General features: G+C 61.8%; 26 protein-coding genes and 2 pseudogenes. 15 read left to right on the top strand and 13 right to left on the bottom strand.

What is annotated here, in order from left to right:
• Positions 1 to 80 precede the first annotated feature (80 nt).
• Positions 81 to 935 carry a helix-turn-helix domain-containing protein gene (locus DXT59_RS27240; RefSeq protein ID WP_116141134.1) on the bottom strand — a complete coding sequence of 285 codons (855 nt, stop codon included), beginning with the start codon at positions 933 to 935 and terminating at the stop codon, positions 81 to 83.
• Between the two features lie 295 nt (positions 936 to 1230).
• Here DXT59_RS27240 and lhpI point away from each other — a divergent pair, with 295 nt between their 5' ends.
• Positions 1231 to 2166, top strand: coding sequence for a bifunctional Delta(1)-pyrroline-2-carboxylate/Delta(1)-piperideine-2-carboxylate reductase (gene lhpI / locus DXT59_RS27235; protein WP_116141132.1), 936 nt, complete (start codon positions 1231 to 1233; stop codon positions 2164 to 2166).
• Positions 2127 to 2858, top strand: a complete 732-nt coding sequence (locus tag DXT59_RS27230; RefSeq protein ID WP_420823433.1) for a DNA-3-methyladenine glycosylase — start codon at positions 2127 to 2129, stop codon at positions 2856 to 2858. The genes lhpI and DXT59_RS27230 overlap by 40 nt, the downstream gene beginning before the upstream one ends.
• 12 nt (positions 2859 to 2870) lie before the next feature.
• Here the strand turns inward: DXT59_RS27230 and DXT59_RS27225 are convergent.
• Positions 2871 to 3359, bottom strand: a pseudogene (locus tag DXT59_RS27225) (acyl-homoserine-lactone synthase); the annotation flags it as partial.
• A 210-nt stretch (positions 3360 to 3569) separates the two neighbouring features.
• Here DXT59_RS27225 and DXT59_RS31360 point away from each other — a divergent pair.
• Positions 3570 to 3899, top strand: coding sequence for a helix-turn-helix domain-containing protein (locus DXT59_RS31360; protein ID WP_240324701.1), 330 nt, complete (start codon positions 3570 to 3572; stop codon positions 3897 to 3899).
• Here the strand turns inward: DXT59_RS31360 and DXT59_RS27215 are convergent.
• Positions 3862 to 4566, bottom strand: coding sequence for a helix-turn-helix transcriptional regulator (locus DXT59_RS27215; RefSeq protein WP_116141130.1), 705 nt, complete (start codon positions 4564 to 4566; stop codon positions 3862 to 3864). The genes DXT59_RS31360 and DXT59_RS27215 overlap by 38 nt on opposite strands.
• 501 nt (positions 4567 to 5067) lie before the next feature.
• The gene (locus tag DXT59_RS27210) at positions 5068 to 5544 is read right to left on the bottom strand and encodes a CBS domain-containing protein (protein WP_116141128.1); all 477 of its coding nucleotides are present in this window, start codon (positions 5542 to 5544) and stop codon (positions 5068 to 5070) included.
• 215 nt (positions 5545 to 5759) lie between these two features.
• Between DXT59_RS27210 and ribA the strand changes: the two genes are divergently transcribed.
• Positions 5760 to 6407, top strand: a complete 648-nt coding sequence (ribA, locus tag DXT59_RS27205) for a GTP cyclohydrolase II (protein WP_116141126.1) — start codon at positions 5760 to 5762, stop codon at positions 6405 to 6407.
• A gap of 275 nt (positions 6408 to 6682) precedes the next feature.
• Here the strand turns inward: ribA and DXT59_RS27195 are convergent.
• A pseudogene (locus tag DXT59_RS27195) lies at positions 6683 to 6820 on the bottom strand (type II toxin-antitoxin system RelE/ParE family toxin); the annotation flags it as partial.
• 55 nt (positions 6821 to 6875) lie between these two features.
• Here DXT59_RS27195 and DXT59_RS27190 point away from each other — a divergent pair.
• The gene (locus DXT59_RS27190) at positions 6876 to 7427 is read left to right on the top strand and encodes a glutathione peroxidase (protein WP_116141122.1); all 552 of its coding nucleotides are present in this window, start codon (positions 6876 to 6878) and stop codon (positions 7425 to 7427) included.
• Positions 7428 to 7510: 83 nt separating this feature from the next.
• Here the strand turns inward: DXT59_RS27190 and catC are convergent, their stop codons facing one another.
• From catC to DXT59_RS27175, 3 genes are all read right to left on the bottom strand, one after another.
• Entirely contained in the window at positions 7511 to 7789 is a 279-nt protein-coding gene (catC, locus tag DXT59_RS27185) for a muconolactone Delta-isomerase (RefSeq protein ID WP_116141120.1), read from the bottom strand.
• A 72-nt stretch (positions 7790 to 7861) separates the two neighbouring features.
• Complete coding sequence (locus tag DXT59_RS27180; RefSeq protein ID WP_116141118.1) at positions 7862 to 8989, bottom strand: muconate/chloromuconate family cycloisomerase; 1128 nt, start codon at positions 8987 to 8989, stop codon at positions 7862 to 7864.
• Positions 8990 to 9093: 104 nt separating this feature from the next.
• The gene (locus DXT59_RS27175; protein WP_116141116.1) at positions 9094 to 10017 is read right to left on the bottom strand and encodes a LysR family transcriptional regulator; all 924 of its coding nucleotides are present in this window, start codon (positions 10015 to 10017) and stop codon (positions 9094 to 9096) included.
• A gap of 174 nt (positions 10018 to 10191) precedes the next feature.
• Between DXT59_RS27175 and catA the strand changes: the two genes are divergently transcribed.
• The 5 genes from catA (at position 10192) to benD (ending at position 14911) form a co-directional block, all read left to right on the top strand.
• Positions 10192 to 11127, top strand: a complete 936-nt coding sequence (catA, locus tag DXT59_RS27170; protein WP_116141114.1) for a catechol 1,2-dioxygenase — start codon at positions 10192 to 10194, stop codon at positions 11125 to 11127.
• A gap of 103 nt (positions 11128 to 11230) precedes the next feature.
• Positions 11231 to 12589, top strand: a complete 1359-nt coding sequence (locus DXT59_RS27165; RefSeq protein WP_116141112.1) for a Rieske 2Fe-2S domain-containing protein — start codon at positions 11231 to 11233, stop codon at positions 12587 to 12589.
• The gene (gene benB / locus DXT59_RS27160; protein ID WP_116141110.1) at positions 12586 to 13074 is read left to right on the top strand and encodes a benzoate 1,2-dioxygenase small subunit; all 489 of its coding nucleotides are present in this window, start codon (positions 12586 to 12588) and stop codon (positions 13072 to 13074) included. Before DXT59_RS27165 ends, benB begins: the two co-directional genes overlap by 4 nt.
• Before the next feature lie 38 nt (positions 13075 to 13112).
• The gene (gene benC, locus DXT59_RS27155; RefSeq protein ID WP_116141108.1) at positions 13113 to 14138 is read left to right on the top strand and encodes a benzoate 1,2-dioxygenase electron transfer component BenC; all 1026 of its coding nucleotides are present in this window, start codon (positions 13113 to 13115) and stop codon (positions 14136 to 14138) included.
• The gene (gene benD, locus DXT59_RS27150; protein WP_116141106.1) at positions 14135 to 14911 is read left to right on the top strand and encodes a benzoate diol dehydrogenase BenD; all 777 of its coding nucleotides are present in this window, start codon (positions 14135 to 14137) and stop codon (positions 14909 to 14911) included. The genes benC and benD overlap by 4 nt, the downstream gene beginning before the upstream one ends.
• On the opposite strand, the gene DXT59_RS27145 is transcribed toward benD, so the two are convergent.
• The 3 genes from DXT59_RS27145 to DXT59_RS27135 are packed head-to-tail and all read right to left on the bottom strand — an operon-like array spanning position 14908 to position 17881.
• Positions 14908 to 15213: an AtuA-related protein gene (locus DXT59_RS27145; protein ID WP_116141104.1), complete on the bottom strand. Its 306-nt coding sequence runs from the start codon at positions 15211 to 15213 to the stop codon at positions 14908 to 14910. The two genes, benD and DXT59_RS27145, sit on opposite strands and share 4 nt — an antisense overlap.
• Complete coding sequence (locus DXT59_RS27140; RefSeq protein WP_116141185.1) at positions 15200 to 16558, bottom strand: acyclic terpene utilization AtuA family protein; 1359 nt, start codon at positions 16556 to 16558, stop codon at positions 15200 to 15202. The genes DXT59_RS27145 and DXT59_RS27140 overlap by 14 nt, the downstream gene beginning before the upstream one ends.
• Positions 16559 to 16570: 12 nt before the next feature.
• Positions 16571 to 17881, bottom strand: a complete 1311-nt coding sequence (locus DXT59_RS27135; protein ID WP_116141102.1) for a CitMHS family transporter — start codon at positions 17879 to 17881, stop codon at positions 16571 to 16573.
• A gap of 100 nt (positions 17882 to 17981) precedes the next feature.
• Here DXT59_RS27135 and DXT59_RS27130 point away from each other — a divergent pair, with 100 nt between their 5' ends.
• On the top strand, positions 17982 to 18872 hold the full coding sequence (locus tag DXT59_RS27130; RefSeq protein ID WP_116141100.1) for a LysR family transcriptional regulator: 891 nt from the start codon (positions 17982 to 17984) through the stop codon (positions 18870 to 18872).
• Here the strand turns inward: DXT59_RS27130 and DXT59_RS27125 are convergent, their stop codons facing one another.
• Entirely contained in the window at positions 18873 to 19712 is an 840-nt protein-coding gene (locus DXT59_RS27125) for an IclR family transcriptional regulator domain-containing protein (protein WP_116141183.1), read from the bottom strand.
• Between the two features lie 229 nt (positions 19713 to 19941).
• On the opposite strand from DXT59_RS27125, the gene DXT59_RS27120 reads away from it, so the two are divergent.
• The 4 genes from DXT59_RS27120 to pcaD are packed head-to-tail and all read left to right on the top strand — an operon-like array spanning position 19942 to position 23324.
• Complete coding sequence (locus DXT59_RS27120) at positions 19942 to 20625, top strand: 3-oxoacid CoA-transferase subunit A (RefSeq protein WP_116141098.1); 684 nt, start codon at positions 19942 to 19944, stop codon at positions 20623 to 20625.
• Positions 20626 to 20642: 17 nt separating this feature from the next.
• Complete coding sequence (locus tag DXT59_RS27115) at positions 20643 to 21299, top strand: 3-oxoacid CoA-transferase subunit B (protein ID WP_116141096.1); 657 nt, start codon at positions 20643 to 20645, stop codon at positions 21297 to 21299.
• Between the two features lie 17 nt (positions 21300 to 21316).
• Entirely contained in the window at positions 21317 to 22519 is a 1203-nt protein-coding gene (gene pcaF, locus DXT59_RS27110; protein WP_116141094.1) for a 3-oxoadipyl-CoA thiolase, read from the top strand.
• A gap of 46 nt (positions 22520 to 22565) precedes the next feature.
• Complete coding sequence (pcaD, locus tag DXT59_RS27105) at positions 22566 to 23324, top strand: 3-oxoadipate enol-lactonase (protein ID WP_116141092.1); 759 nt, start codon at positions 22566 to 22568, stop codon at positions 23322 to 23324.
• 73 nt (positions 23325 to 23397) lie between these two features.
• Here the strand turns inward: pcaD and pcaC are convergent, their stop codons facing one another.
• The gene (gene pcaC / locus DXT59_RS27100; RefSeq protein ID WP_116141089.1) at positions 23398 to 23784 is read right to left on the bottom strand and encodes a 4-carboxymuconolactone decarboxylase; all 387 of its coding nucleotides are present in this window, start codon (positions 23782 to 23784) and stop codon (positions 23398 to 23400) included.
• Between the last annotated feature and the right edge of the window lie 21 nt (positions 23785 to 23805).

Here is a 23805-nt window from a genome sequence, read left to right as displayed (position 1 = left end):
ACGCGCGCTTCGCGGCCCCGGCTTTGCCGGGGCCGATCGATCACGCCTGGCGGCGGGCCGGCGCGCTGGCGGCTTCCTGCTTATACCCGGCCCAATCGTTTCGAGAGATCCGCGACGAGAATGGCCAGACGGGCGGGCTTTTCGTAGCAAGCCACGTCGAAACGGCGGATGACCTCGCTGATCTCCGATTCGCTTGCCTTGCCGGTGAGCAAATCGCCGGTGAGCAGGAAGATCGGGGCATCGGGCTGCGCGGAGCGGCGCACCGATTCGATCGCCGCGGCCGCCGTGCACGAGTCGAACAGCCAATCGGTCACGACCGCGTCAAACGTTTGCGTCTGAAGCGCATCGGTGAACGCGGCGAGCCGATCGTAGGCGAGCGCCTCGAAACCGTTCTGCAGGAGATAGTCGCACAGCGCCTCGGCGGCGGCTCGGTCGGCATCGACGACAGCGACCGTCGCTCTTTGCGCTTCGCCCCGGCGCGGATGAATCTCGATCTTCTGCACTTCATGCGCGTGCTCACCGGGTGCGCCGTCGCATCGAACGATACGCCAGCGCTCGCCTTCGCCGTACGCGACGAATTCGGTGCGCTCGTAGGGGCCGAGCGGGCCGCCGATCCACGCGATGCACGGGCCCTCGAAGCCGCCGAGGTTCAGCGTCGCCTCGCGCGGTTGCGCCCCGGCTGCGCCGAGGCCGTTCTCCTGGGCGCCGAAAAGCTGCGTGGGGGGCTCGCCGAAGGCTTGCGCGACTTTGCGGATCTGCGCGAGCGTCCAGGGGCTGCTCCCGCGCAATTTGCGGTGTCCCTGCGAAAAGCTCAGATCGAGGATCCGGCACAGCTCGGTGGTTTGCTGCCGTTTGCCGATGCCATGACGAACCATCAGCGCGCGCACGCGATCGGCAACGGCGAGTGAGTCCGCTAATGTGGCTTCTGTGGTCATGCTGCTTCAGGGCGCTGCGGCGTAGGTAGCGGTCACGGATCGAGTATCGCCGGGCCACGAGGCTTGACCGCAGCGGTAAAAGTATGGAGGCGGGGCGTATTTTAACGGGCAACACGTCGCGCCGCGCTCGTCAAATATGTATCGACAGGTTACGTTCGTTACTGGTGGTCAATGGCGATATCTCAGGCAATTGCCGAATGTTCGATTTCGTCCCCGCGGCGCATGGCCGTATCCTTATTCCCAAGCGCTCGCGGCGCGATAGCGGCGAGCAAAGTCCCGTATTGGAGATAACCCTATGACGATACCGTTCTTCGATGCCGAGGCAACAGCCGGGCTTACCCCGTTTCCGGCACTCGTCGATGCGCTCGGTCAGGCGTGCCTGGATGCCGCGCGCGGCGAGATCGCGAGTCCCGCCCGGCTCGTGGTACCGCTCAATCGAGGGGGGATCATGCTGTCGATGCCGGCGGCGGCGCGCGATTTGGCCATTCATAAGCTCGTTACCGTGTGTCCAGCCAACCGGGAACGGGCGTTGCCGACGATTCACGGTCAGGTGAGCGTGTCCGATCCCGATACGGGGGAAGCTCTACTGGCGCTCGACGGCCCCACCGTGACCGGCCGGCGCACGGCTGCCGTGACGCTGCTGGCGCTGCGTACGTTCCTGAGCGGGCCGCCGCGCGATGTGCTGCTCATCGGCACGGGTACGCAAGCGGCGCATCATGCCGATGCGCTGGCTGCCGTCTATCCCGAGGCTCGCGTGACGGTGCGCGGCAGTTCAGCCGAGCGTGCCCGCGCATTTTGCGCGCGGCATGGAGGGCGTCTCGACATGCGGCCGGACGAAGGCGTTGCGATTGCCGAAAGCGTCGACGTCGTGATTGCGCTGACGACGAGTCGCGCGCCCGTCTATGACGAGCCGGCTCGCGTCGACCGGCTCGTGGTCGGCGTTGGGGCGTTCACACCTGAAATGGCGGAAATCGGTGCGCGCACGCTGCGGGGCAGCGCCCTTTACGTCGACGATCCCGAGGGGGCGCCTCATGAGGCCGGCGATTTCATCCAGGCGGGCGTCGATTGGGGACGCGTCGGCGCGCTGGCCGATGTATTGGCCAAGCGGGGGACGCCGGCTTCCGGCGCGGATGACGCCCGGATGCCGGTCGTCTTCAAGAGCGTGGGCTGCGCTGCCTGGGACCTCGCGGCATGCCGCGTCGCGCGCGCATGCCAAACGGGCGGCGTGTGACTGGGCCCGCCAGCGTGACCGGACCGGTATGCGCCGGGCCGGCGCAGCGTTGCATCGTTCCTTTGCGGCGCGACGAATTGCCGATCGATACGGTCGAGCTCGCGCGCTTCATGGTCGGAAAATGTCTCGTTCACGATTCGCCGCGAGGGCGGGTCAGCGGCCGCCTCGTCGAAACCGAGGCTTATCCCATCGGCGACTCGACGAGTCACGCCTATCGAGGGTTGCGTTCGTACAACGGCGCGTTGTTCCGAGCACCCGGCCACGCGTACGTGCGCCTCGTCTATGGCGCGTCGTACATGATCAATATGTCGGCCGAAGCCGAGGGGAAGGGGGCGGCGGTGCTGCTGCGGGCCGTCGAGCCGCTCGATGGCTTGCCCCTCATGCGCGAGCGGCGCGGCGGAGTCAAAGATACCGATCTTGCGCGTGGCCCGGGGCGGTTGTGCGCCGCATTCGCCATCGGTCCGGAATGGGACGGGATCGACCTGTGCGCGGGCCACGCGCTATGGATCGGGCGTTTAGACGAGCGCGGTGCGGCGCCTGCGCGGATCGCCGTGACCAAGCGCATCGGGCTGACTCGCGAAATGCACGAGCCGCTCAGGTTCTATGAGCCGGGCAGCGCTTTCGTGAGTGGCCCCAAGCGATTGCTCGAACCCGCCGTAAGCCGACATATCGGACTCGGCGCCGCGAAATAGCGCCTCATGGGTTTGTTCGCCGAGGTCGATGGACAGCGCCAGCGCGTCGGCGTTTCCGATCCGGATCGGCGGGCCATAGCGCCGCGTCGCAATCCCCGCTCGCTGGAGTAGACGCTCCACACCGGTCGTCGTAACCGTTACGTAATGCGTGATCGCGTGGCGATCGGCGAATACGACGACGGCTCGCATGGCGTCCAGCGCTAATTGGCCGAAACCGAAGCGCGTTTTTTCGCGCGAGACGACCGCAAAACGGCTTAATTCCCAGATTCGCGGGGAGACGGGGGCGTTTTGCGAGTAAAGCAGTTGGGGAAACGTATTGCGCAGCATATATGGCCCTTCGGTGGGTAACAGCCGCCAACACCCGCATACTTCGTTGTAAATATCTCGCATTATCATGTAGTGGGGCGACTGGGCGTCATATTCGTCGATTTCCATCCCCGATAACACCGCCACTTCCCATCCCATCCGCTCGCCGAAAATCTTGGCGCGCAGCCGATACATTTGCGCGAGTGCGTCGAGATCGAAGCGGCTTTGTTTATCGATCGTAATCGTCATAGTCATCTCGCTCTCCCGGATTGTCGTGCGGCTAAGGGGCACCGACCATATGCAGTTTGCGTGCTAGGTGTAACTGTCAAGCAAGATAGGTACAAAACATCGGTGACAGTTGGGATGATGCGTGTATCGAGTACGTCCCTTGAACAGGTGAAAATCATGTCCTTAGCCGATATTCGTCAACCGCAAACTGAAGATGCGGCCCGGCCGGTTCGGACCGAAATCAACAGTGCCTTCGTTCAGGCTTATCGCAGGCAAGTTAAGGAAAGCCAAAAGACCTTCTGGGCCCGTTTCGGCGTAACTCAGTCGCGCGGTAGCCGTTTCGAACTGGGCGCGAATATCCCGAAACCCGTGATGATCCTCCTGAGGCTCTATTTCGAGGCACGAATTTCGGACGAAGACATCCGCAGCGTGTCGCAAAAGCGGTCGCCGGCCGTTCGGCCGGCCCTCGTCAATCAAGATCTATCAACCCCATTCGGGTCGCCTTGACCGCGGCGGCGCTTCGCGAACTGACGCCGAATTTGCTCCGAATGTTGGTCATATGAAAGTTCACGGTCGCTTCGGAGCAACCGAAGATCTTGGCAATCTCCCACGTGGACTTCCCTTGCGCGGTCCATTTCAGGCATTCGTATTCGCGCGGGGTCAGTTTCGGTACGAGCCGTTCGGTATAACCGTCCAAAAAACGCTGGCTCGTATCGAAAGCGACGTCGCGCAGCAGCGTCAACATCGGCAAATTACGCTCCACGTGCGCGTCGAGCCCATTGGGGGGCTGCTCGTCACGCACGAAGCACAGCATCCCCACTTCCTGCTTCGGGCCGTGGATCGGCAGCGCAATGCCGCTGCACAGACCATACTGGCAAGCCTCCTCGTACATTTCCCGTTGGTTGACTTCGGCAAAATTCGACGATGTCCAAATCAACGGCGAAGTTTGGGTTAGGCAGTGAGCGACGGTCGGGTCGATGTGAAAAAGGGCTCGCTCGTTATACGTCTCACGCCAGCTCGCGTCATAGGTGCTGCGCAGATAAGCGTCGCTAAAACGCATGCCTGGCCTCGGTACTACCGCAAATAGCGTGTGCTCGAAACCGTATTTTCTACCTAGTAGCGCGAGCGCCTCAAACCATGTTTTCTCGTCGGTCGCGCGCCAAAGCGGTGACATGGGTTCAATAAAGTGGCGTGACATATGTCCTCGGATATCGAAAATATTACTTGCCCGAAACAGGTAAATTGCCCGATCTACCGAGAATCGTTTCAGGCCGCTCTCATTTTGTATGAATCTAACAGACCGTTTGAATACTATCCTGCTGCTACCTGGTATGTGGGGTATTGTCGGAGTAAAAATGGGGCTTTTGAATAGAAGCTCGACCGAGGGGCGCGCGGGATCGATTTCAAACCTGGTTCGGAGTCAGCGTGGATGTGCTGCCTAATTCTAGTAGTTGACGGCGGTTTAAACCGATACCATTGGATGTTTTGTTGTAAATGCGGTGGCCCTTCGTATTTTGGGGTTCTTGATATTTGCGAGGATTGCAAAAGTCATTAGCGGAAACGAACCGTTTTCGCGATCCAGCGGAAAAAGGGAGGAGCGGGAAACCACGCGACAGGGCTGCCCGCGCGGGCGGGATGGATGGCGAGTGCGGGGCGCACTCGCGGCGGGCACGACTTAGATATGGACGCCCGAGATGTAATGTTCGAGCTGTTGGATGGTGAACTGCTGCTCGGAGATGATCGCTTTGACCAAATCGCCGATCGAGACCATACCCACGAGCTTGCCGTTGTCGATGACCGGCAGGTGGCGCATTCGGTGTTCGGTCATGAGTGCCATGCAGTCCTCGGTGGTGTCCGTCATCCGTACATGCAGCACTTGTTTGGTCATGATCTCGCCGACCGCGGTGGACTTCGATGAGCGGTCCAGCAAGACGATTTTGCGGGCGTAATCGCGCTCGGTGATGATTCCCGCGATCTTCCCTTCGTTTCCTTCGGTGACGATGAGTGCGCCGATTTGATGCTGAGCCATCATTTTGACGGCTTCGAAAACCGATGATTGGGCATCGATCGTGATGACCGGCGCTTGAGCGATTCTCTTTGCGGCTTGCGGATCGTCCAGCTTCGACTTGAGAATCTGCGCTACGTTGGGCATATGAGTCTCCGTCTTCTGTTTTCGTTGGGGCGGGGATCGGCCAGCGCCGCACGTTCGTGCCGACGCAGGGCTATGTCCCAGTATAGGCGGTGACGCGCGGTGCGGTGGCGCCCCTGGCGGGCTGCCGTGGGCGATTAGGGTTAAACTCGCGGTGCGCGGGCCGGCCGTTGGTGCGCGCCAACCGATATACGCTCTATAGTCACGATCAATTAGTTATGTCCACGTCAGCCCAGCCGCCGCATGCCGGTGACGAGCACGCCACGCAATGCGTCTCGCTCGCCGCGAAGGCCACTTTGCCCACCCGGTACGGAACATTCACTTCGTACGCTTATCGCGTCGCGGCGGGGGAGGCCGAACATTTGGCGCTGGTGATGGGCGACGTCGGTGGCCAGGAATCCGTCCTCACGCGCTTGCATTCGGAATGCCTGACGGGCGACGTGCTCGGTTCGTACCGGTGCGATTGCGGAGAACAACTGGATTTGGCGCTGCGCTACATAGCGGCGGAAGGGCGCGGCGTCCTGCTTTACCTGCGCGGCCATGAAGGGCGGGGCATCGGCTTGTCGAATAAGATCCGCGCGTATCAGTTGCAGGAGCAGGGGCTCGATACGGTGGAGGCCAACCTCGAGCTGGGCTTACCCGACGATGCGCGCGAGTACGATTCCGCCGCTGCCATTCTGCGGGATCTGAATGTGACCTCGGTGCGGTTGATGAGCAACAATCCCGAGAAGTTCGAGACGCTTTCGCGTCACGGCATTCCCGTGTGCGAGCGCGTCGCGCTCGCGATCCCGGTGCGCGACGAGAACGAACGATACATTCGGACGAAGCAGGTCAAGTTCGGTCATTATTTTGATGAGAACGAGTAGTCTCGGCGCCCTTGGCGCTCGAACGGGCTACGCTCGTTGCAAGAACCTAAGCCGTGCCTGTTGTCCCGCTTCATACGCAGAACGTTCAATACGAGCGCTCGGGCCTCGATGATTTCGCGGAAGCAGCGGCGCGAGCCGCGGGTGACGATGTCGAACTCGATCTCACGGAGAAACTACTGGTTGCACTCAAGAAGCGGGATCGGATTAACGGCAATACGTCTTCACGCAGCGTTTCGCCGGGGTGCGGCGGATTGAAGATTCGAGTCATGATTGCCTCAGTGATAGTCTTGGTAGTCCACTAGAATCGCATCGGTGCCGTCAAAGGTAAACGTCATACGCCAGTTGCCATTGACTCTCACCGAATAGTGACCGGTAAGGTCCTGCGCTAAGGGATGCAGACGCCAGCCCGGCACGGCATACCCGCTGCCGAATTTTTCATTGACCCGTCAATACGAGAAGGACATCGATATGAGCACGACGCTGTACGACATCCCGGTAAACGCGATCAACGGTACCGCCACGACTCTGCGTGCTTTCGAGGGCAAAGTGTTGCTCGTCGTGAACGTGGCTTCGAAATGCGGCTTGACGAAGCAATACGAAGGCCTGGAAGCGCTGTACGAAAGCAAGCGCGAGGATGGTCTCGAAGTGCTCGCGTTTCCGGCAAACAACTTCAAGGGCCAGGAGCCGGGCACCGATGAGGAGATTCAAGCCTTTTGCTCGGCTTCCTTTGGCGTGAAGTTTCCGCTCTTCTCGAAAATTTCGGTCGTCGGTGAGGACCAGCATCCGCTGTATCGCGTCTTGACTGAAGCGCAGCCGCGGGCCACCGGCGACGGCCCGTTTCGCGAGCGACTGAAGGGTTACGGTATCGAACCGAATGCCGCACCCGACGTGCTATGGAATTTCGAAAAGTTTCTGGTGAGCCGCGAGGGCACGGTCGTGGCGCGCTTCGCGCCTGATGTCGAGGCTGACGATACCGCGCTGGTTTCGGCAATCGATGCCGAGCTCGTGAAGGCGGCGTAGGCGCGCAAAGCAGCGCTTAGGTTGCAAATTGCCGTACCGCGAGCATCGGCTCGCGGCGTGAAACGCAACGTGAACCCGAGCCCTCAGCGAATCGACGACGGATGGTGCGCGAGCGGAGTCACCTGCATCGTCATGTACGGAAACAAGGGCAAGCCCGACAAGATGGTGTGCAGTTCGTCGTGCGAGTCCACATCGAAGACGCTGTAATTCGCGTACTCGCCAACGATGCGATGCAGTTGCTGCCATTTGCCCGCCCTCTGTAGTTCCTGCGAGTAGGCCTTTTCGCGGGCTTTGATTTCATCGGCGAGTGCCTGCGGCATGTCGTGCGGCAGGCGCACGTCCATTCTTACGAGATACAGCATGTTTGCTCCTGAGAGAGGTAGCGCTCCCGTGTGCAAGAGGGCACGTCACGTCGATACTTCGGTGACAGGCGTTCACGCCTTCTTGTCGCGACGGTAAAACGCGAGCTTGTCTTCGTCGATTTGCAGCCCGAGCCCCGGGCCTTCCGGAATATGTAGATCGAAGTCGCGGTAATGCGGGCGGGCCGTCACGACGTCATCCTTGAGCAGCAGAGGCCCGAACAGCTCGGTCCCCCATGCCAACTGCGGCAGCGCGCTGAAGCCATGGGCCGAAGCGATGGAGCCGATACTGCCCTCGAGCATCGTCCCGCCGTAGAGCAAGACGCCCGCGGCATCGGCGATCGCAGCGGTCCGAATCATTCCGTAGATACCGCCGGACTTCGCGATCTTCAGCGCGAATACATCCGCGCAAGCATCACGCACGAGTTCGAGCGCATCTTCCGGACCCGCGACGCCTTCATCGGCCATGATGGGCACGACGAAACGCGCCGCGAGCCGAGCCAGCGCTGCGCGTTGCTCGCGCGGCGTCGGTTGCTCGATGAGGTCGATACCGGCAGCCTCGAGGGCTTCGATACCGGAGGCAGCTTCGACTTCGTTCCATGCCTGGTTGACGTCGACGGTCACTTTGGCGCGCTCGCCCAGTGCCGCTTTGATCTTGGACGCGTGCGTCACGTCGTCCCGCACGCTGCGACGGCCGATCTTCAGCTTGAACACGTTGTGGCGGCGTTCGGCCAGCAACATCTGCGCTTCCTCGATGTCGCGATTCGTGTCGCCGCTGGCGAGCGTCCACAGAACCGGCAGCGTCTTGCGCACAGCGCCGCCGAGCAACGTGGAGACGGGTACGCCGAGGCGCTTGCCCTGAGCATCCAGTAACGCCGTTTCGATGCCTGACTTGGCGAACCGATTGCCGCGCGCGACCTTGGCCAGCATCAGCATGATCGCGTTGACTTTGTCAGCTTCCTGCCCGATCAACGCCGGCGCCAGGTAGGTGTCGATGGTCAGCTTGATCCCTTCGGGGCTTTCTTCGCCGTAGGACAGCCCACCGATGGTCGTGGCTTCGCCGATGCCCTCGATGCCATCGCTCGATCGCAGGCGGATGATGACCATGGTTTGCCGCTGCATCGTCGCCATGGAGAGCTGATGGGCGCGAATGGTCGGAAGATCGACCAGGATGGTTTCGACGGAAGTGATTCGGGGGTTCATACCTGGAAGGTCGAAATGGACAGGTTGCCGCAGTATTGCGTGCGCAACGTTCGCCTGTCCAAGACCATCGATGTCTAGTGCGATACCCGGCGGGTATGACGCGTCTACGGCGCCTTGTCCGCAGCGGGCACATGGGGGATGTGCTCCTCCTCGTATAGCCGATAGATCAGAGCGAGCATCTCCTTGAGGTCGCGCGACTCGTCCATCGCACGCATGCTCATGATGATGGGCGAGACAAGGGTCGGGTCGTCGAGCTCACGATAGCTGACGTCGTCTCGCTTGAGGCCATAGACGCTGCTTGGAACGACGGAAATTCCCTCGCCGGCAGCCACGAGTCCCAGCGCGATCTGGATTTCCCGAACCTCATAGATCTTTCGGGGCTTGAGCCCTCGGTCTTGAAAGGCCGCGAGGACCTGGTCCGCGTAGCTCGGACGCGGAGTCTTCGGATAGACGATGAGCGTCTCGTTGACGAGGTCCCGCAGGGCCGCGATCGGCTTGGCGAGTGCAAGAGGATGCCCGAGCGGGAAAGCGACGATCATCTTCTCTTCCCGCAGGACGACGCGCCGAATGTTGGCGTCTTCCATGCGGATGCGCCCGAACCCTACGTCGATGATCCCTTCCTTGAGCGCCCGAATCTGCTCCATCGTCGACATCTCGTGCAGGCTCAGCTCGACCGTCGGGTTCTCGTCCCGAAAACGCCGGATTATTTTGGGCAACAGCCCGTAGAGCGTCGACGCGACAAAACCGACGGACATGCTGCGCTCGATATTGCCGACTCGCCGGGTCATCGATTCCAGTTCCGACGTCTTCGCCAGCAATTGCACGGCGTGCTCGTAGAAGAACTTCCCCGTCTCGGTGAGCTTCAGGGGGCGCGAATTCCGTTCGAAAAGCTGCACGCCCAACGTCTCTTCCAACTGCTGTATCTGACGGCTGAGCGGCGGCTGCGCGATATGAAGCCGGTTTGCTGCGCGCGTGAAGTTTCGCTCTTCGGCCACTGCCACGAAATAGCGCAGATGTCGCAGTTCCATACAATACCTCCGGGATATAGCCCGATACTAAAACAGTGTTGGACTGCGCCTTTTTGCGTCCATTATTCTGCCTTCACGCTTGTTTCAGCGCCAGATTATACCTTCTGAGCATACCTGGGCCGATCTGAATCAAGGGTTAACCCCATCGAAAAAGATAGCGAGATAGGAGCAGACATGAGCGCCAACGTTTTCGACTCGAAGGAAGTGCAGGGCCTGCTTAGGGCCGCCGCTAACCTCGGAAGCCAGGACGGCAATGCACGCGCCAAGCAGATCACTCATCGTCTGCTCAGCGACCTCTTCAAGGCGATCGACGACCTCGACATGACGCCCGACGAGGTTTGGGCCGGCGTGAACTACTTCAACAAACTGGGACAAGACGGCGAGGCCGCTCTGCTCGCCGCGGGTCTCGGCCTCGAGAAATACCTCGACATCCGCATGGATGCGCAAGACCGCGAAGCGGACATCCACGGCGGCACGCCGCGCACCATCGAAGGACCGCTGTATGTCGCGGGCGCCCCGGTTCGCGATGGCGTTGCCAAGATCGACCTCAACCCCGATGAAGACGCAGGTCCGCTCGTCATTCGCGGCACGGTGACCGGACCCGACGGCAAGCCCGTGGCCGACGCGGTTGTCGAATGCTGGCACGCGAACTCGAAGGGCTTTTACTCGCATTTCGATCCGACGGGCGCGCAGGACGACTTCAACCTGCGCGGTGCCGTGAAGACCGGCGCCGACGGCAAGTACGAATTTCGAACCCTCATGCCGGTGGGCTACGGTTGCCCGCCGCAGGGCGCCACGCAGCAACTGCTCGACTTGATGGCTCGCCATGGCAACCGCCCGGCGCACGTGCATTTCTTCGTGACGAGCGACAAGACGCGCAAGCTGACGACGCAAATCAACATCGAAGGCGACCCGCTGATCTGGGATGACTTCGCTTACGCGACTCGCGAAGAGCTCGTACCGCACATCGTCGACAAGACCGGCGGCGCGGCGCTTGGCCTGAAGGACGACGCGTACAAGGAGATCGAATTCAACATCCGGTTGACGGCGCTGGTTCAAGGCACGGACAACCAGTTGGTGACTCGCCCGCGAGCCTCTGTCTCGGCGTGACCGCCCACCTGGCAGCCTGCCGCTAGGCCGCCAATATCCCTGCAAGAACTACTTGAACCGATGCACAAGGCTTCGTCACGAAGCCGGCATGGGGAGATGACGCATGTCCGCAATGATCGATAAAGCACGGCAACTGGACGACATATTGAACAACGCTGTTCAGGATGACAGGGAAAACGGTGTTTTCCGCTGCCGTCGCGACATTTTCACGAACCCGGATTTGTACGCGCTCGAGATGAAGCACATCTTCGAGGGCAATTGGGTATACCTCGCACACGAAAGCCAGGTTCCAAACAATAACGATTACTACACCACGTGGATTGGCCGCCAGCCGATCGTCATCACGCGTGACAAAGCCGGTCAATTGCATGCGGTCCTCAACGCTTGCGCACACAAGGGCGCGATGCTTTGCCGGCGCAAGCACGGCAACAAGGGCAGCTTCACCTGTCCGTTTCACGGCTGGACGTTCTCCAATGCGGGCAAGCTTCTGAAGGTGAAGGACGAGAAGACCACTGAGTATCCGGTGCAGTTCAATACGCAGGGCTCTCATGATCTGAAGAGGGTCGCCCGCTTCGAGAACTACCGGGGGTTCCTCTTCGGCAGCCTGAACGAAGACGTCATGCCGCTCGAGGATTACCTCGGCGAAACGAAGGTCATCATCGATCAAATCGTCTCGCAGGCGCCGGAGGGGCTCGAAGTATTGCGCGGCAACTCTTCCTACGTCTACGACGGAAACTGGAAACTGCAGATGGAAAACGGTTGCGACGGCTATCACGTCAGCACCGTTCACTGGAATTACTTGGCAACGATGGGCCGCCGCAAAGTGGAGGGCACGAAGGCCGTCGATGCCAACGGCTGGAGCAAGTCGATTGCGGGCGTCTACGGCTTCGAGCACGGCCATATCCTGCTGTGGACCAACACGCTCAATCCGGAAGTGCGCCCGATCTATCAACATCGCGATGAAATCGCCGCGCGCGTCGGAGAAAACAAGGCCCAATACATCGTCAACCAGACGCGCAATCTTTGCTTGTATCCCAACGTTTTCCTGATGGACCAATTCAGCACGCAGATTCGAGTCGTGCGTCCGATCAGCGTCGACAAGACGGAAGTCAGCATCTTCTGCTTCGCACCGAAGGGCGAGAGCGCACAGAGCCGCGCCGTCCGCATTCGTCAATACGAGGATTTCTTTAACGTGTCGGGTATGGGCACGAGCGACGATCTCGAGGAATTCCGTGCGTGCCAGGCGGGCTACGCCGGCACTGCCTCGATGTGGAACGACATGTCCCGGGGGGCGCCGCTGTGGATTCACGGGCCGGACGCAAATGCAAAGGGTATGGGTTTGAACCCGCTCATCTCGGGCGAGCGCAGCGAAGACGAAGGACTTTTCGTGGTTCAACACGAATACTGGGCGAGGGTGATGCGCGAAGCGCTGCGCAAGGAACAGGCGGAGGTGGCCGCATGAGCATCGACTATCAAACGATCTGCAACGCGCTTTATCAGGAAGCGCGTTTCTTGGACGACCGTCAGTGGGATGAGTGGTTGGCTTGCTATACGGACGACGTCCAATACTGGATGCCGGCTTGGGACGACGATGACAGGCTTACCGAAGATCCGAACAGTCAAATCTCGCTGATGTACTACCCGAACCGAGGGGGGCTCGAAGACCGCGTATTCCGGATCAAGACCGAGCGAAGCGGCGCGTCGATGCCCGAGCCGCGTACTAGCCACAACGTGACCAATGTGGAAGTGCTCGCGCAACGCGATAACGAAATCGACGTCCGCTACAACTTCAACACGCTCAATCATCGTTACAAGATCACCGATCAGTTTTTCGGCACCATCTACGTCACCCTCCGCAAGGTCGACGACCGCTTGTTGATTGCCCGCAAGAAGATCGCGTTGAAGAACGACTATATCCGCCAGGTGCTCGACGTCTATCACGTCTGACGTCGCCGGTCGCAGTGAGACAGGAAGTAGGAGGCAGCATGTGCAGCTATAACATCGCACTGAATTTTGAAGACGGCGTGACCCGCTTCATCGAATGCAAGGCCGGCGAAAAAGTGCTCGACGCCGCTTTCCGCGCCAAGATCAATTTGCCGATGGACTGCTCCGACGGCGTCTGTGGCACCTGCAAGTGCCGCGCCGAAAACGGCGAATATGATTTGGGCGAAGACTACATCGAAGACGCGCTGAGCGACGATGAGAAGGAAGGCGGGCTCGTGCTCACGTGCCAGATGGTGCCGAAAAGCGATTGCGTCATTGCGGTTCCGGCATCGTCCACGGCGTGTAAAACCGGGCAAAGCACATTCGTCGCGACGGTGACCAAAGTCGAACCGCACAACGATGCGGCCGTGGTTCTCGAGTTGGAGGTGGACGGTGGCGCCCCTCCCGTTTTCCTTGCGGGACAGTACGTCAACATCGATGTTCCCGGCAGCGGACAGCACCGCTCCTACTCGTTCTCGTCGGCACCGGGTGCATCGAAAATCAGCTTCCTCATTAAGAAGATTCCCGGCGGGGTGATGAGCACCTGGCTTGATTCAGCGCAACCGGGTCACATAGTGAAAATGACCGGACCGCTGGGCAGCTTCTACCTGCGCGCCGTGGAGCGCCCGCTGTTGTTCCTGGCCGGCGGTACGGGACTGGCCCCGTTCCTGTCGATGCTGGAAGTTCTGATGCGCGCAAACTCGCAGCACAAAGTCCATCTCATCTACGGGGTCACACGCGACCTCGACCTCGTACAGGTCGACGCGATCGAGGCCTACGCTGCAAAGCTGCCTGGCTTCACGTTCAGTACGGTCGTTGCGGAAGCGGCATCGAGCCATCCTCGCAAAGGTTGGGTGACGCAGCACATGCCGGCTGAATGTCTGAACGACGGCGATGTCGACGTTTACCTGTGTGGCCCGCCGCCGATGGTCGATGCGGTGCGCAAGTATTTCGACGATAACGGCGTGAAGCCTCACAGTTTCCACTACGAGAAGTTCACGCCCAACGCAACCGCGGTGACCGCATGAACGCTCAACGATTCGATGGAAAGGTCATGGTCGTCACGGGTGCGGCACAAGGCATTTGCCGCGGCGTCGCCTTGCGCGCCGCCGCGGAAGGCGCGAAAGTCCTGTTCGTCGACCGCGCGGATTTTGTTTCCGAGGTCGCTGCCGAAGCGACGGACGCCGATACGGCAAGCTTCGTCGCCGATCTCGAAACCTACGAAGGGGCGGCGTCGACGATGGCATTTGCGGTGCAGAGGTTCGGACGAATCGACATTCTCATCAATGGAGTGGGCGGCGCCATTCGCATGCGGCCGTTTGCCGAATTCGAACCGCAGCAGATCGATGCGGAAATTCGCCGCTCGCTCATGCCTACGTTGTATGCCTGTCACGCGGCGCTTCCGCACATGCTCGCGCAAGGTCGCGGAACCATCGTCAACATTTCATCGAATGCAACGCGGGGCATTCGCCGTGTCCCTTACTCCGCGGCCAAGGGCGGCGTCAACGCGATGACCCAGTCGCTCGCGATGGAGTATGGGCAGCACAACATCCGTGTGGTCGCCGCGGCGCCTGGCGGAACCGAGGCGCCCGTGCGACGGGTGCCGCGCAACGCCGCGGGAGACACCGAGCATGAGAAAGCGTGGATGGCACAAGCGGTGAAGCAGGTCACCGAATCGACATTCTTGAAACGCTATGGCTCGCTGGATGAGCAGATCGCACCGATTCTTTTTCTTGCTTCGGACGAGGCAGGCTATATCACAGGCGCGGTGTTACCGGTCGCGGGCGGCGACAACGGCTAGCTGTTCAGTTCAAGGTCCAAAAGAGCTGAACTCATGGATTTGCCGTGGGCGTCCAGCGCGAGCGATCGGGTCACCCCGCCGCCCAGCGCCTGACCGAGCACGAAGTTGAATGCCCCCAATAGCGGGAGTTCGTAGCGCAACACATCGCCTTTGATCACATCGCCGAAATGAGCCTTCACGCGCTCGGGCGTCAATACTTCGCGCAAGTAAGCGTAATGCGCCTCGTCGAAGCAGATGACGGAGACGTTGAGCGTATTTCCCTTGTCGCCTGTGCGTCCGTGGGCGAGTTCACGCAGTTTCATCGCTGGCCTCCACGATCTCGAAGACGGGTTTCACTTTATCTCGCTGCAGCAGGACCGACTGCACGGCGAGCACTTCGCGCGTCGCTTTCGTCACGCCGCCGCCGCCCGATGGTCCGTTCGTGTAAAGCGTTTCCACCTCATTGCCGATGCGCACCGCTTCCTCCCTGCGCGAAACGCGGCCCGCCACGCGCACGCGAACTTCATAGGGCTCTTCATGGGACGCCGCGAAGCGATCGCCATAGAGCGCGTTCACGCCGATCAGATCGAAGCGCAGTTCGCTGGCATCGACGCCCGTGATCGCCAACCGCTCGCGCACGATATCGAGCGCGCGCCGTGCCCGTGCCACCGCGTTCGGTCCACCGTAGGAGATTTGTCCTTCGCCGATATACCCATCGACATACCCGACCGATACCTTCAGCGTCGCTGTGCGCGCGACGCCGCGTCCGCCCGTGACGCGTACGCGGTCTTTCGCCTCCCGCTCGACTCGGACCTGCGTGAAATCCGCGACGACGTCGGGCTGGTAGTAGCGCGCCGGATCGTGAATTTCGTAGAGTAGCTGTTCCTTGCAAGTCGCCTCGGTCACGCAGCCGCCCGCGTGTGCGACCTTGCCGATGACGACGTTGCCGCGCGCATCGACTTCGCCGATCGGGAAACCAAGCCGCGCGAGGTCCGGAACATCGTTGCGGCCGGGATCCGCGAAATAGCCGCCCGTCACCTGGCCCGCGCATTCGAGCAGATGGCCGACCACGGTGGCCTGACCGAGCGTGTTCCAGTCGTCCATGCGCCAGCCGAACTCGTGGATGAGCGGCGCCGTGAACAGCGACGGGTCCGCGACGCGCCCGGTCAGCACGATATCCGCGCCTGCCGCCAGCGCCGCGACGATCGGCGCGGCGCCGAGGTACGCATTGGCCGATACGATGCGCTCTGCGTAATCGCGTACGTCATCCCCCGATTCCTCGAAACGCAGGGACGAGCCGAGGACGACGTCCAGCACATCGTCGCCCGTGACGGCTGCGATCTTCAGGTTTGGCAGGCCGAGTTCTCGTGCGATGCGCGCCGTTTTTCGTGCGGCGGAAACCGGATTGGCCGCCCCCATGTTCGACACGATGCGCACGTGTTTCCTGGCGGCGATCGGCAGCACCGCCCGCATGCGCGCTTCGAGCAACGGGTCGTAGCCAGCCGATGGATCGCGCAGGCGAGACTGCTGCGCGATCGCGATAGTGCGTTCGGCTAGGCATTCGAACACGAGATAATCGAGCTCGCCGTACTCCGCCAACTCGACAGCCGGTTCGATCCGATCGCCCGAGTACCCCGCGCCCGCGCCTATCCTGATGATCGCCTTCATGATGCTCATCCCTTACAACGGAAAGACGCCCAGCACGACGCACGCGATCGTCATCACGATCGATGCGCCGAACAAGAGCGGGAACGTGAACTTCTGGTGATCCGCGAGATCGACGCCGCACAGGCCGACGACGAGGAACGTCGCGGGCGTGAGCGGGCTCACGGGGAAGCCGGTGGTCATCTGCCCGAGCAGCGCGGCCTGGCCGATGTGAACGGCGGGCACACCCAGTTGAGACGCAACCTCGGCAATCACCGGCAGCACGCCGAAATAGAACGAATCCGGATCGAACAGCAAGGAGAGCGGCATCGACAAAAGGCCGAGCGCGACCGGAACGTGACCGGCCATCGCGGGCGGGACGAAGCCGACGGCCGTCTGCGCCATCGCCTTCAGCATGCCGCTGCCTTGCATGATGCCGGTGAAGACGCCGGCGGCCAGCAGAATGCCCGCCATCATCAGCGCGGCGCGCGCGTGCGCATCGATGCGCTTTCGCTGCATGTCGACATTCGGGTAGTTCACCATCAGTGCGATGCAAAGGCCGACCATGAACATGATGGCCGGTGGAATCTTCTCGCCCATCACGACCATCGTGCCGAGCACGACGAGGGTGAGGGCGATGTTGAACCAAAAGTTCCGCGGGCGGCGCAGCGCCTTTTCCTCCGGACTGAGCTTGCGTTCGGGCACTGGCATTGGAGCGGAGCCGGTCGAGGTCGAATAGCCAAGACGCTTTTCTTCGCGGCGGCCGAGCATCCACGCCATGCCGAAGACGAACACGAGGCCGATCGCCTGTACCGGTATCAGCGGATTGAAGAGCGATGAAATCGGCAGGTGCAGCGATGCGGATGCGCGGATCATCGGTCCGGTCCAAGGCAGGAAGTTGATGCCTGCCGCCATCGACACGGCTGCGGCGAGCACGCGCTTGTCCATGTTCAAGCGTTCGTAGAGCGGCAGCATCGCGGGAATCGTGACGAGAAAGCACACCGCGCCGGAGCCGTCGAGATGGATCAGCAGCGCGAGCAGCGCCGTCCCGATGACGATACGGGTCGGCTTGGTGCCGACCGCGCGCAGGATGCGGTCGATGATCGGATCGAGCGCGCCCGCGTCGGTGATCGTGCCGAAGTAGAGAATCGCGAATACGAACATGCCGACCACGGGCGCGAGGCTCTTCAATCCGTCGATCACGAACTTGCTGGTGTGCAAGCCAAACCCGCCGATCAGGCTGGCCGCTATCGGCACGATGATGAGCGCGACGAGCGGCGACATGCGCTTCGAGAGTATCGCCCCGAGCAGGACGACGATGGTGGCCAGGCCAAGCAACGGCAGCATGGACGTGTCTCCGAATCTTGTTTTCTGATGCGGCTGAGAGTAAGTTCGATCCGGCGATTACACAATTGAAATGATTTGATTGCAGCTATCGAACTTCATAATGGATCTGAATCTTCGCGATATCCGCGCGCTCGTGGCCGTGGCCGAGGCGGGCAGCTTCACGCGAGCGGCCGAACGGCTGCATTTGTCGCAGCCTGCGCTGACCGTGCAAATTCGGCGGCTGGAGGAAGTGGTTGGCGCGCGTCTTTTTGATCGCAACAGCCGCAACGTCGCGCTGACGCCTGCCGGGCGCGAGCTGTTGCCGCTTTTGCGCAAGTCGTTGCTGGACATGGAGAACGTGCTGCGCGACGCGCGTGCGCTGGGCGAAGGGCAGAGCGGCACGATACGTATCGCATGTCTGCCGACGTTCGCGGCAAGCGTGTTGCCGGAACTGGTCATCCGCATCAAGCGGGAGGTGCCGCGCGTGGCGTTTCAAGTGCGTGATGTCGTGGCCAGTACCGTCAATGCGCTCGTGCGCTCCGAGGAAGCGGACATCGGTCTCACGGGCGGCGACGTCTTCGACCCACTGCTCGAAGTGCTGTGCTCGGGTGCGGACCGGCTCGTCGCCGTGTGTCCGCGTGAGCACCCGCTGGCGAAGAAACGTTCAATTGGTCTGAACGATCTCGCGCGGGCGTCTCTCGTGCTCACCGCGCCGGGAACGAGCGTGCGCGCGGTCGTCGATGCCGCCCTCAGCGAATCGCGCGAGCCGCTCGATATTGCGTGCGAACCGACCTACATGATGACCGCCGTGGCGATGGTCCGTGCCGGTCTCGGTGTGACCATCCTACCGGAGAGCGCGCGCGAGTTGCGCGCCGAACCGGGGCTCGTCGCGAAGGCGATCGATCATCCCGCGTTCGTGCGGTCGATCGCCGTCGTAAAACGAAGAGGCAGGACGTTGCCGGCGATTGCCGAGAGATTCGTGACGGTGATGCGTCGGGCCGTCGAGAACTAGTCAAGTCAGCAGTAACCCAAGCTCTCGCGCGCCGTCTTTCAAGACCGGCAGGAAACGGTCGCGCATTTCCGCCACCGGCACGCGCGCGGCTTGAGCGCCGACATTGAGCGCGGCCACGACGCGCCCGTCCGGCGCCGTGATCGGCACGGCGATCGAGCGCAGACCAATCTCGAGTTCCTGATCGTTGATGGCGTAGCCGTCGCGGCGCACCGATTCCAAGGCTTCGCGCAAGCCCTCGGGCGAAACGATCGTATTGGTCGTGTACTGAATCAGCTTCGCGCGCTCGAGGTACCCGTCGAGCTCCGCGCTCGGCAGATGAGCCAGCAGCACGCGACCCATCGATGTGCAATACGCGGGCAAGCGGCTACCGACGTGCAGATCGATCGTCATGATTCGCGACGTGAACGCTCGCGCGATATAGAGAATTTCATCGCCGTCGAGAATCGCTACAGAGCTCGATTCGTTCAATGTGTTGCTGATGTGGCGCAACACGGGCTGTGCGGCGTTCGCGAGCGGCGTCGACGCGAGGTAAGCGTGGCCGAGCGCGAGGATGCGCGGACGCAGAGAAAAATTGCGACCCTCTTCGGCAGTAACGAAGCCCAGCTTGCCCAGGGTATGCAAGCAGCGCCTGACCGCGGCACGCGGAATCCCCGTCCGTTGACTAATCTGCGACATGGTCAGGACGCGACGCTGCGGCGAGAACGCTTGAATCACGGCGAGCCCCCGCGCGAGCGAAGTCATGAAGTCGGGATCGGATTCGCTCGGTTGATCGACGGCGGGCTCAGCGTCAGCCGTGGGCGTTGCCGGCGCGGCAGCAGATGGGTAAAGCGGCTCATTCATATCAAAGTTTTCCACGGTAACCGGCCACATTCTAATAGAGGCGTTCGGTAATCGAACGGATGCTCCATTCTGGTGCGCGCGGACGGCCCTTTTCGGGCGATGACGTTGGCGTACGTGTTCGATGATCGCACAGTATTTCGATTATCGCACTTGACCGTCACTGTCGCCCGTCCTTACATTGAGTGCTCCCGACAGCGACCCAGGCGCTCCTTCGAGCGCCACAGCTCCCATGATCGACAAAACCGTTTCTTCGCCGGAAGAGGCCGTGGCCGGCATCTTCGACGGCGCCACCGTGATGATTGGCGGCTTCGGCACGGCCGGACAACCTGCCGAGCTCATCGATGCCTTGATCGCGCAAGGCGCAAAAGACCTCACGATCGTCAACAACAACGCGGGTAATGGCGAAATCGGGCTTGCCGCGCTGCTAAAAGCGCGACGCGTGCGCAAGATCGTTTGCTCGTTTCCGCGTCAGGCGGATTCGCAAGTGTTCGACGCGCTTTATCGCGCGGGGGAGATCGAGCTCGAACTCGTGCCGCAGGGCAACCTCGCCGTCCGCATTCAAGCGGCGGGAGCGGGGCTCGGCGCGATCTTTACGCCGACGGGTTACGGCACCTTGCTCGCCGAAGGCAAGGAGACGCGCGAGATCGACGGCAAGCAGTACGTGCTCGAACATCCGATCAAGGCCGACTTTGCATTGATCAAGGCTTATCGCGGCGATCGCTGGGGCAACCTCGTCTACCGCAAGACGGCGCGCAACTTCGGGCCGATCATGGCGATGGCCGCGTCGGTCACGATCGCGCAGGTGAGCGAGATCGTCCCGCTCGGCACGCTCGATCCCGAGGCCGTCGTCACACCGGGCATCTTCGTCAAACGCGTCGTGGCCGTGAGTGGTCGAGCGGCGCTGGCCGCGTGAGTGGAGAGGAGCAAAGCATGAACAAATGGACCCGCGACGACATGGCACGCCGCGTCGCGCAAGATATTCCCGAAGGCGCCTATGTGAATCTCGGCATCGGTCTGCCGACGAAGGTGGCCAATTACCTGCCGAAAGAGCGCGAGATCTTCCTGCAGAGCGAGAACGGTTTGCTCGGCATGGGCCCCGCGCCGGCGCCCGGTCAAGAGGACCCCGAGCTTATCAACGCCGGCAAGGAGCCCGTTACGCTCCTCGAAGGCGGCTGCTTTTTTCACCACGGCGATTCATTCGCGATGATGCGCGGCGGCCATCTCGACATCTGTGTGCTCGGCGCGTTTCAGGTCTCGGCGCGCGGCGATCTCGCGAACTGGCACACGGGCGCGCCCGATGCGATTCCCGCGGTCGGCGGCGCGATGGATTTGGCGATCGGCGCGAAGAAGGTGTTCGTCATGACCGATCATCTAACGAAGCAGGGCGAATGCAAGCTCGTCGAGCGCTGCACTTATCCGCTCACGGGCATTGGCTGCGTCGATCGCATCTATAGCGACCTTGCCGTCATCGACATCACAGCGCGCGGGCTCGAAGTCATCGACCTCGTCGAAGGCTTGAGCTTCGACGAGCTACAGAAAGTGACCCCCGTGCCGCTGATCCTCGCAACCTCGGCCACGCATGCCTGACAAACAGGAAATAGATCATGGAAGAAGCCTTCATCTGCGATGCAATCCGAACGCCCATCGGCCGCTACGGCGGCGCGTTGTCCAGCGTGCGCGCCGACGATCTCGCCGCGCTGCCGATCAAAGCGCTCATGGAGCGCAACAAAAGCGTGGATTGGAGCGCGGTGGACGACGTCATCTACGGCTGCGCGAACCAAGCCGGTGAAGATAATCGCAACGTCGCGCGTATGGCGGCGCTACTCGCGGGATTGCCCGTCGACGTGCCGGGCGGCACCGTGAACCGCCTCTGCGGCTCGGGGCTCGATGCGCTCGGCACGGCGGCGCGCGCGATCAAGACGGGCGAGACGAGCCTCATGATCGCGGGTGGCGTGGAGAGCATGAGCCGTGCACCGTTCGTCATGGGCAAGGCCGAGACGGCCTTCAGCCGCTCGGCGAAGATCGAGGATACGACCATCGGCTGGCGCTTCGTCAACCCGGCGATGAAGGCGATGTATGGCATCGATTCGATGCCGGAAACGGCCGAGAACGTGGCGGTCGAGTTTGCGATCGGCCGCGAGGACCAAGACAAGTTCGCGCTGCGTAGCCAACTGCGCGTCGCCGCCGCGCAAGAGGCGCGGCGCTTCGACGACGAGTTGATTCCCGTGAGCGTTGCGCAGAAAAAGGGCGAGCCCATCATCGTCGCCAAGGACGAGCATCCTCGCGCCACTTCCCTCGAAGCGCTCGCGAAGCTGAAGGGCGTCGTGCGTCCGGACGGCACCGTGACGGCCGGCAATTCGTCGGGTGTCAACGACGGCGCTTGCGCGCTGCTGCTTTCCAACGAGCGCGAAGCGGCACGCTATGGCCTGACGCCGCGCGCACGCATCGTTGCCATGGCGACAGCGGGCATTGCGCCGCGCATCATGGGCTTCGGTCCCGCGCAAGCCGTGCGCAAGGTCCTCGAACGCGCGGGACTCACGCTCGATCGGATGGACGTCATCGAGTTGAACGAAGCGTTCGCATCGCAGGCGCTTGCGGTCACGCGCAGCCTCGAACTTGCCGATGACGATGAGCGTGTCAATCCCAACGGAGGCGCCATCGCGCTCGGCCACCCGCTCGGCGCCTCGGGGGCCCGGCTCGCGACCACCGCGACGTACCAGCTCGCGCGTATAGGCGGACGCTATGCGCTGTGCACGATGTGCATCGGCGTTGGACAAGGCATCGCCGTCGTCATCGAGCGAGTTTGATCGTTCGACGCCGATCGCTTGCAACAACATGGGAATCACGGCCACTATGACGACGCTTCATCATGAGCTCTCCGGGCCGGCCGACGCGCCGGTCATCGTCCTCTCGAATTCGCTCGGCACCACGCTCGACATGTGGAACCCGCAGATCGATGCGTTGCAGGCGAAGTTTCGTGTGCTGCGCTATGACGCGCGCGGTCATGGACGCTCCGCGGTGCCGCCGGGTTCCTACACGATCGAGGCGCTCGGTCGCGACGTCATCGATCTGCTCGATTCGCTCGATATCGAACGCGCGCACTTCGTGGGGATATCGATGGGCGGGCTCACGGGGCAATGGCTCGGTGTGCATGCTGGAACGCGGATCGATAAGCTCGTCGTTTCCAACACGGCGGCACGCATCGGCACGCGGGAAGGTTGGCGCGCTCGCGCGGAGCTCGTTCGCCGGCAAGGGCTCGCCGAAGTGGCCGACGGGGCGGCCGGGCGATGGTTTACGCCGCGCTTCATCGCAGCGCAACCCTCGACCGTCGAAACGTTGACCGCTCGGCTGCGGTCGCTTTCGCCCGAAGGATATGCGGCCTGCTGCGAGGCGCTCGGCGATGCGGACCTGCGCGAAGACATCGCGCGTATTGCGTGTCCCACGCTCGTCGTCGCCGGCGCGCACGATCCGGTAACGACGGTCGACGACGCACGGTTCATCGCGGAGCGCGTGGTCGGTGCCCGAGTCGCCGAACTCGAGGCATCCCATCTGTCGAATATTGAGGCGGCGGACGCGTTCACCGATGCCGTTTTGCGCTTTTTGGCCGAGTGATCGCGCCACCTCCGTCTATCCGAGAGATCGCCGATGCGTGGCGACGCTACTGGATTCGATCGCCGAAACGACGCTACGTCTGATCGTCTTCCTCACGGAAGATCCGGTCGGCGAGATGGAACGCCGAATTGGCCGCGGGCACGCCGCAATAAACCGCGGTCTGCAGCAGCACTTCCTTGATTTCGTCGCGGGTCACGCCATTGTTCTTCGCGGCGCGCAAATGGAGTGCCAACTCTTCGCCGCGGTTGAGCGCGACCATCATCGCGATCGTCAAGAGGCTGCGTGTATGGCGCGGCAATCCTTCGCGCGTCCAGATCTCGCCCCACGCATAGCGCGTGATGAAACCCTGAAACTCTTCCGTCAACGCAGTTCGATTGGCAAGCGAGCGGTCCACGTGCGCATCGCCAAGCACGGCGCGGCGCACTTGCATGCCCGCTTCATAACGTTCGTCGTCAGTCATTTGTGTAGTCGCCGATCAATT

This window comes from Trinickia diaoshuihuensis (assembly GCF_003390925.1).
GTDB lineage: Bacteria > Pseudomonadota > Gammaproteobacteria > Burkholderiales > Burkholderiaceae > Trinickia > Trinickia diaoshuihuensis.
This window is presented reverse-complemented; position numbering and strand designations above follow the sequence as displayed.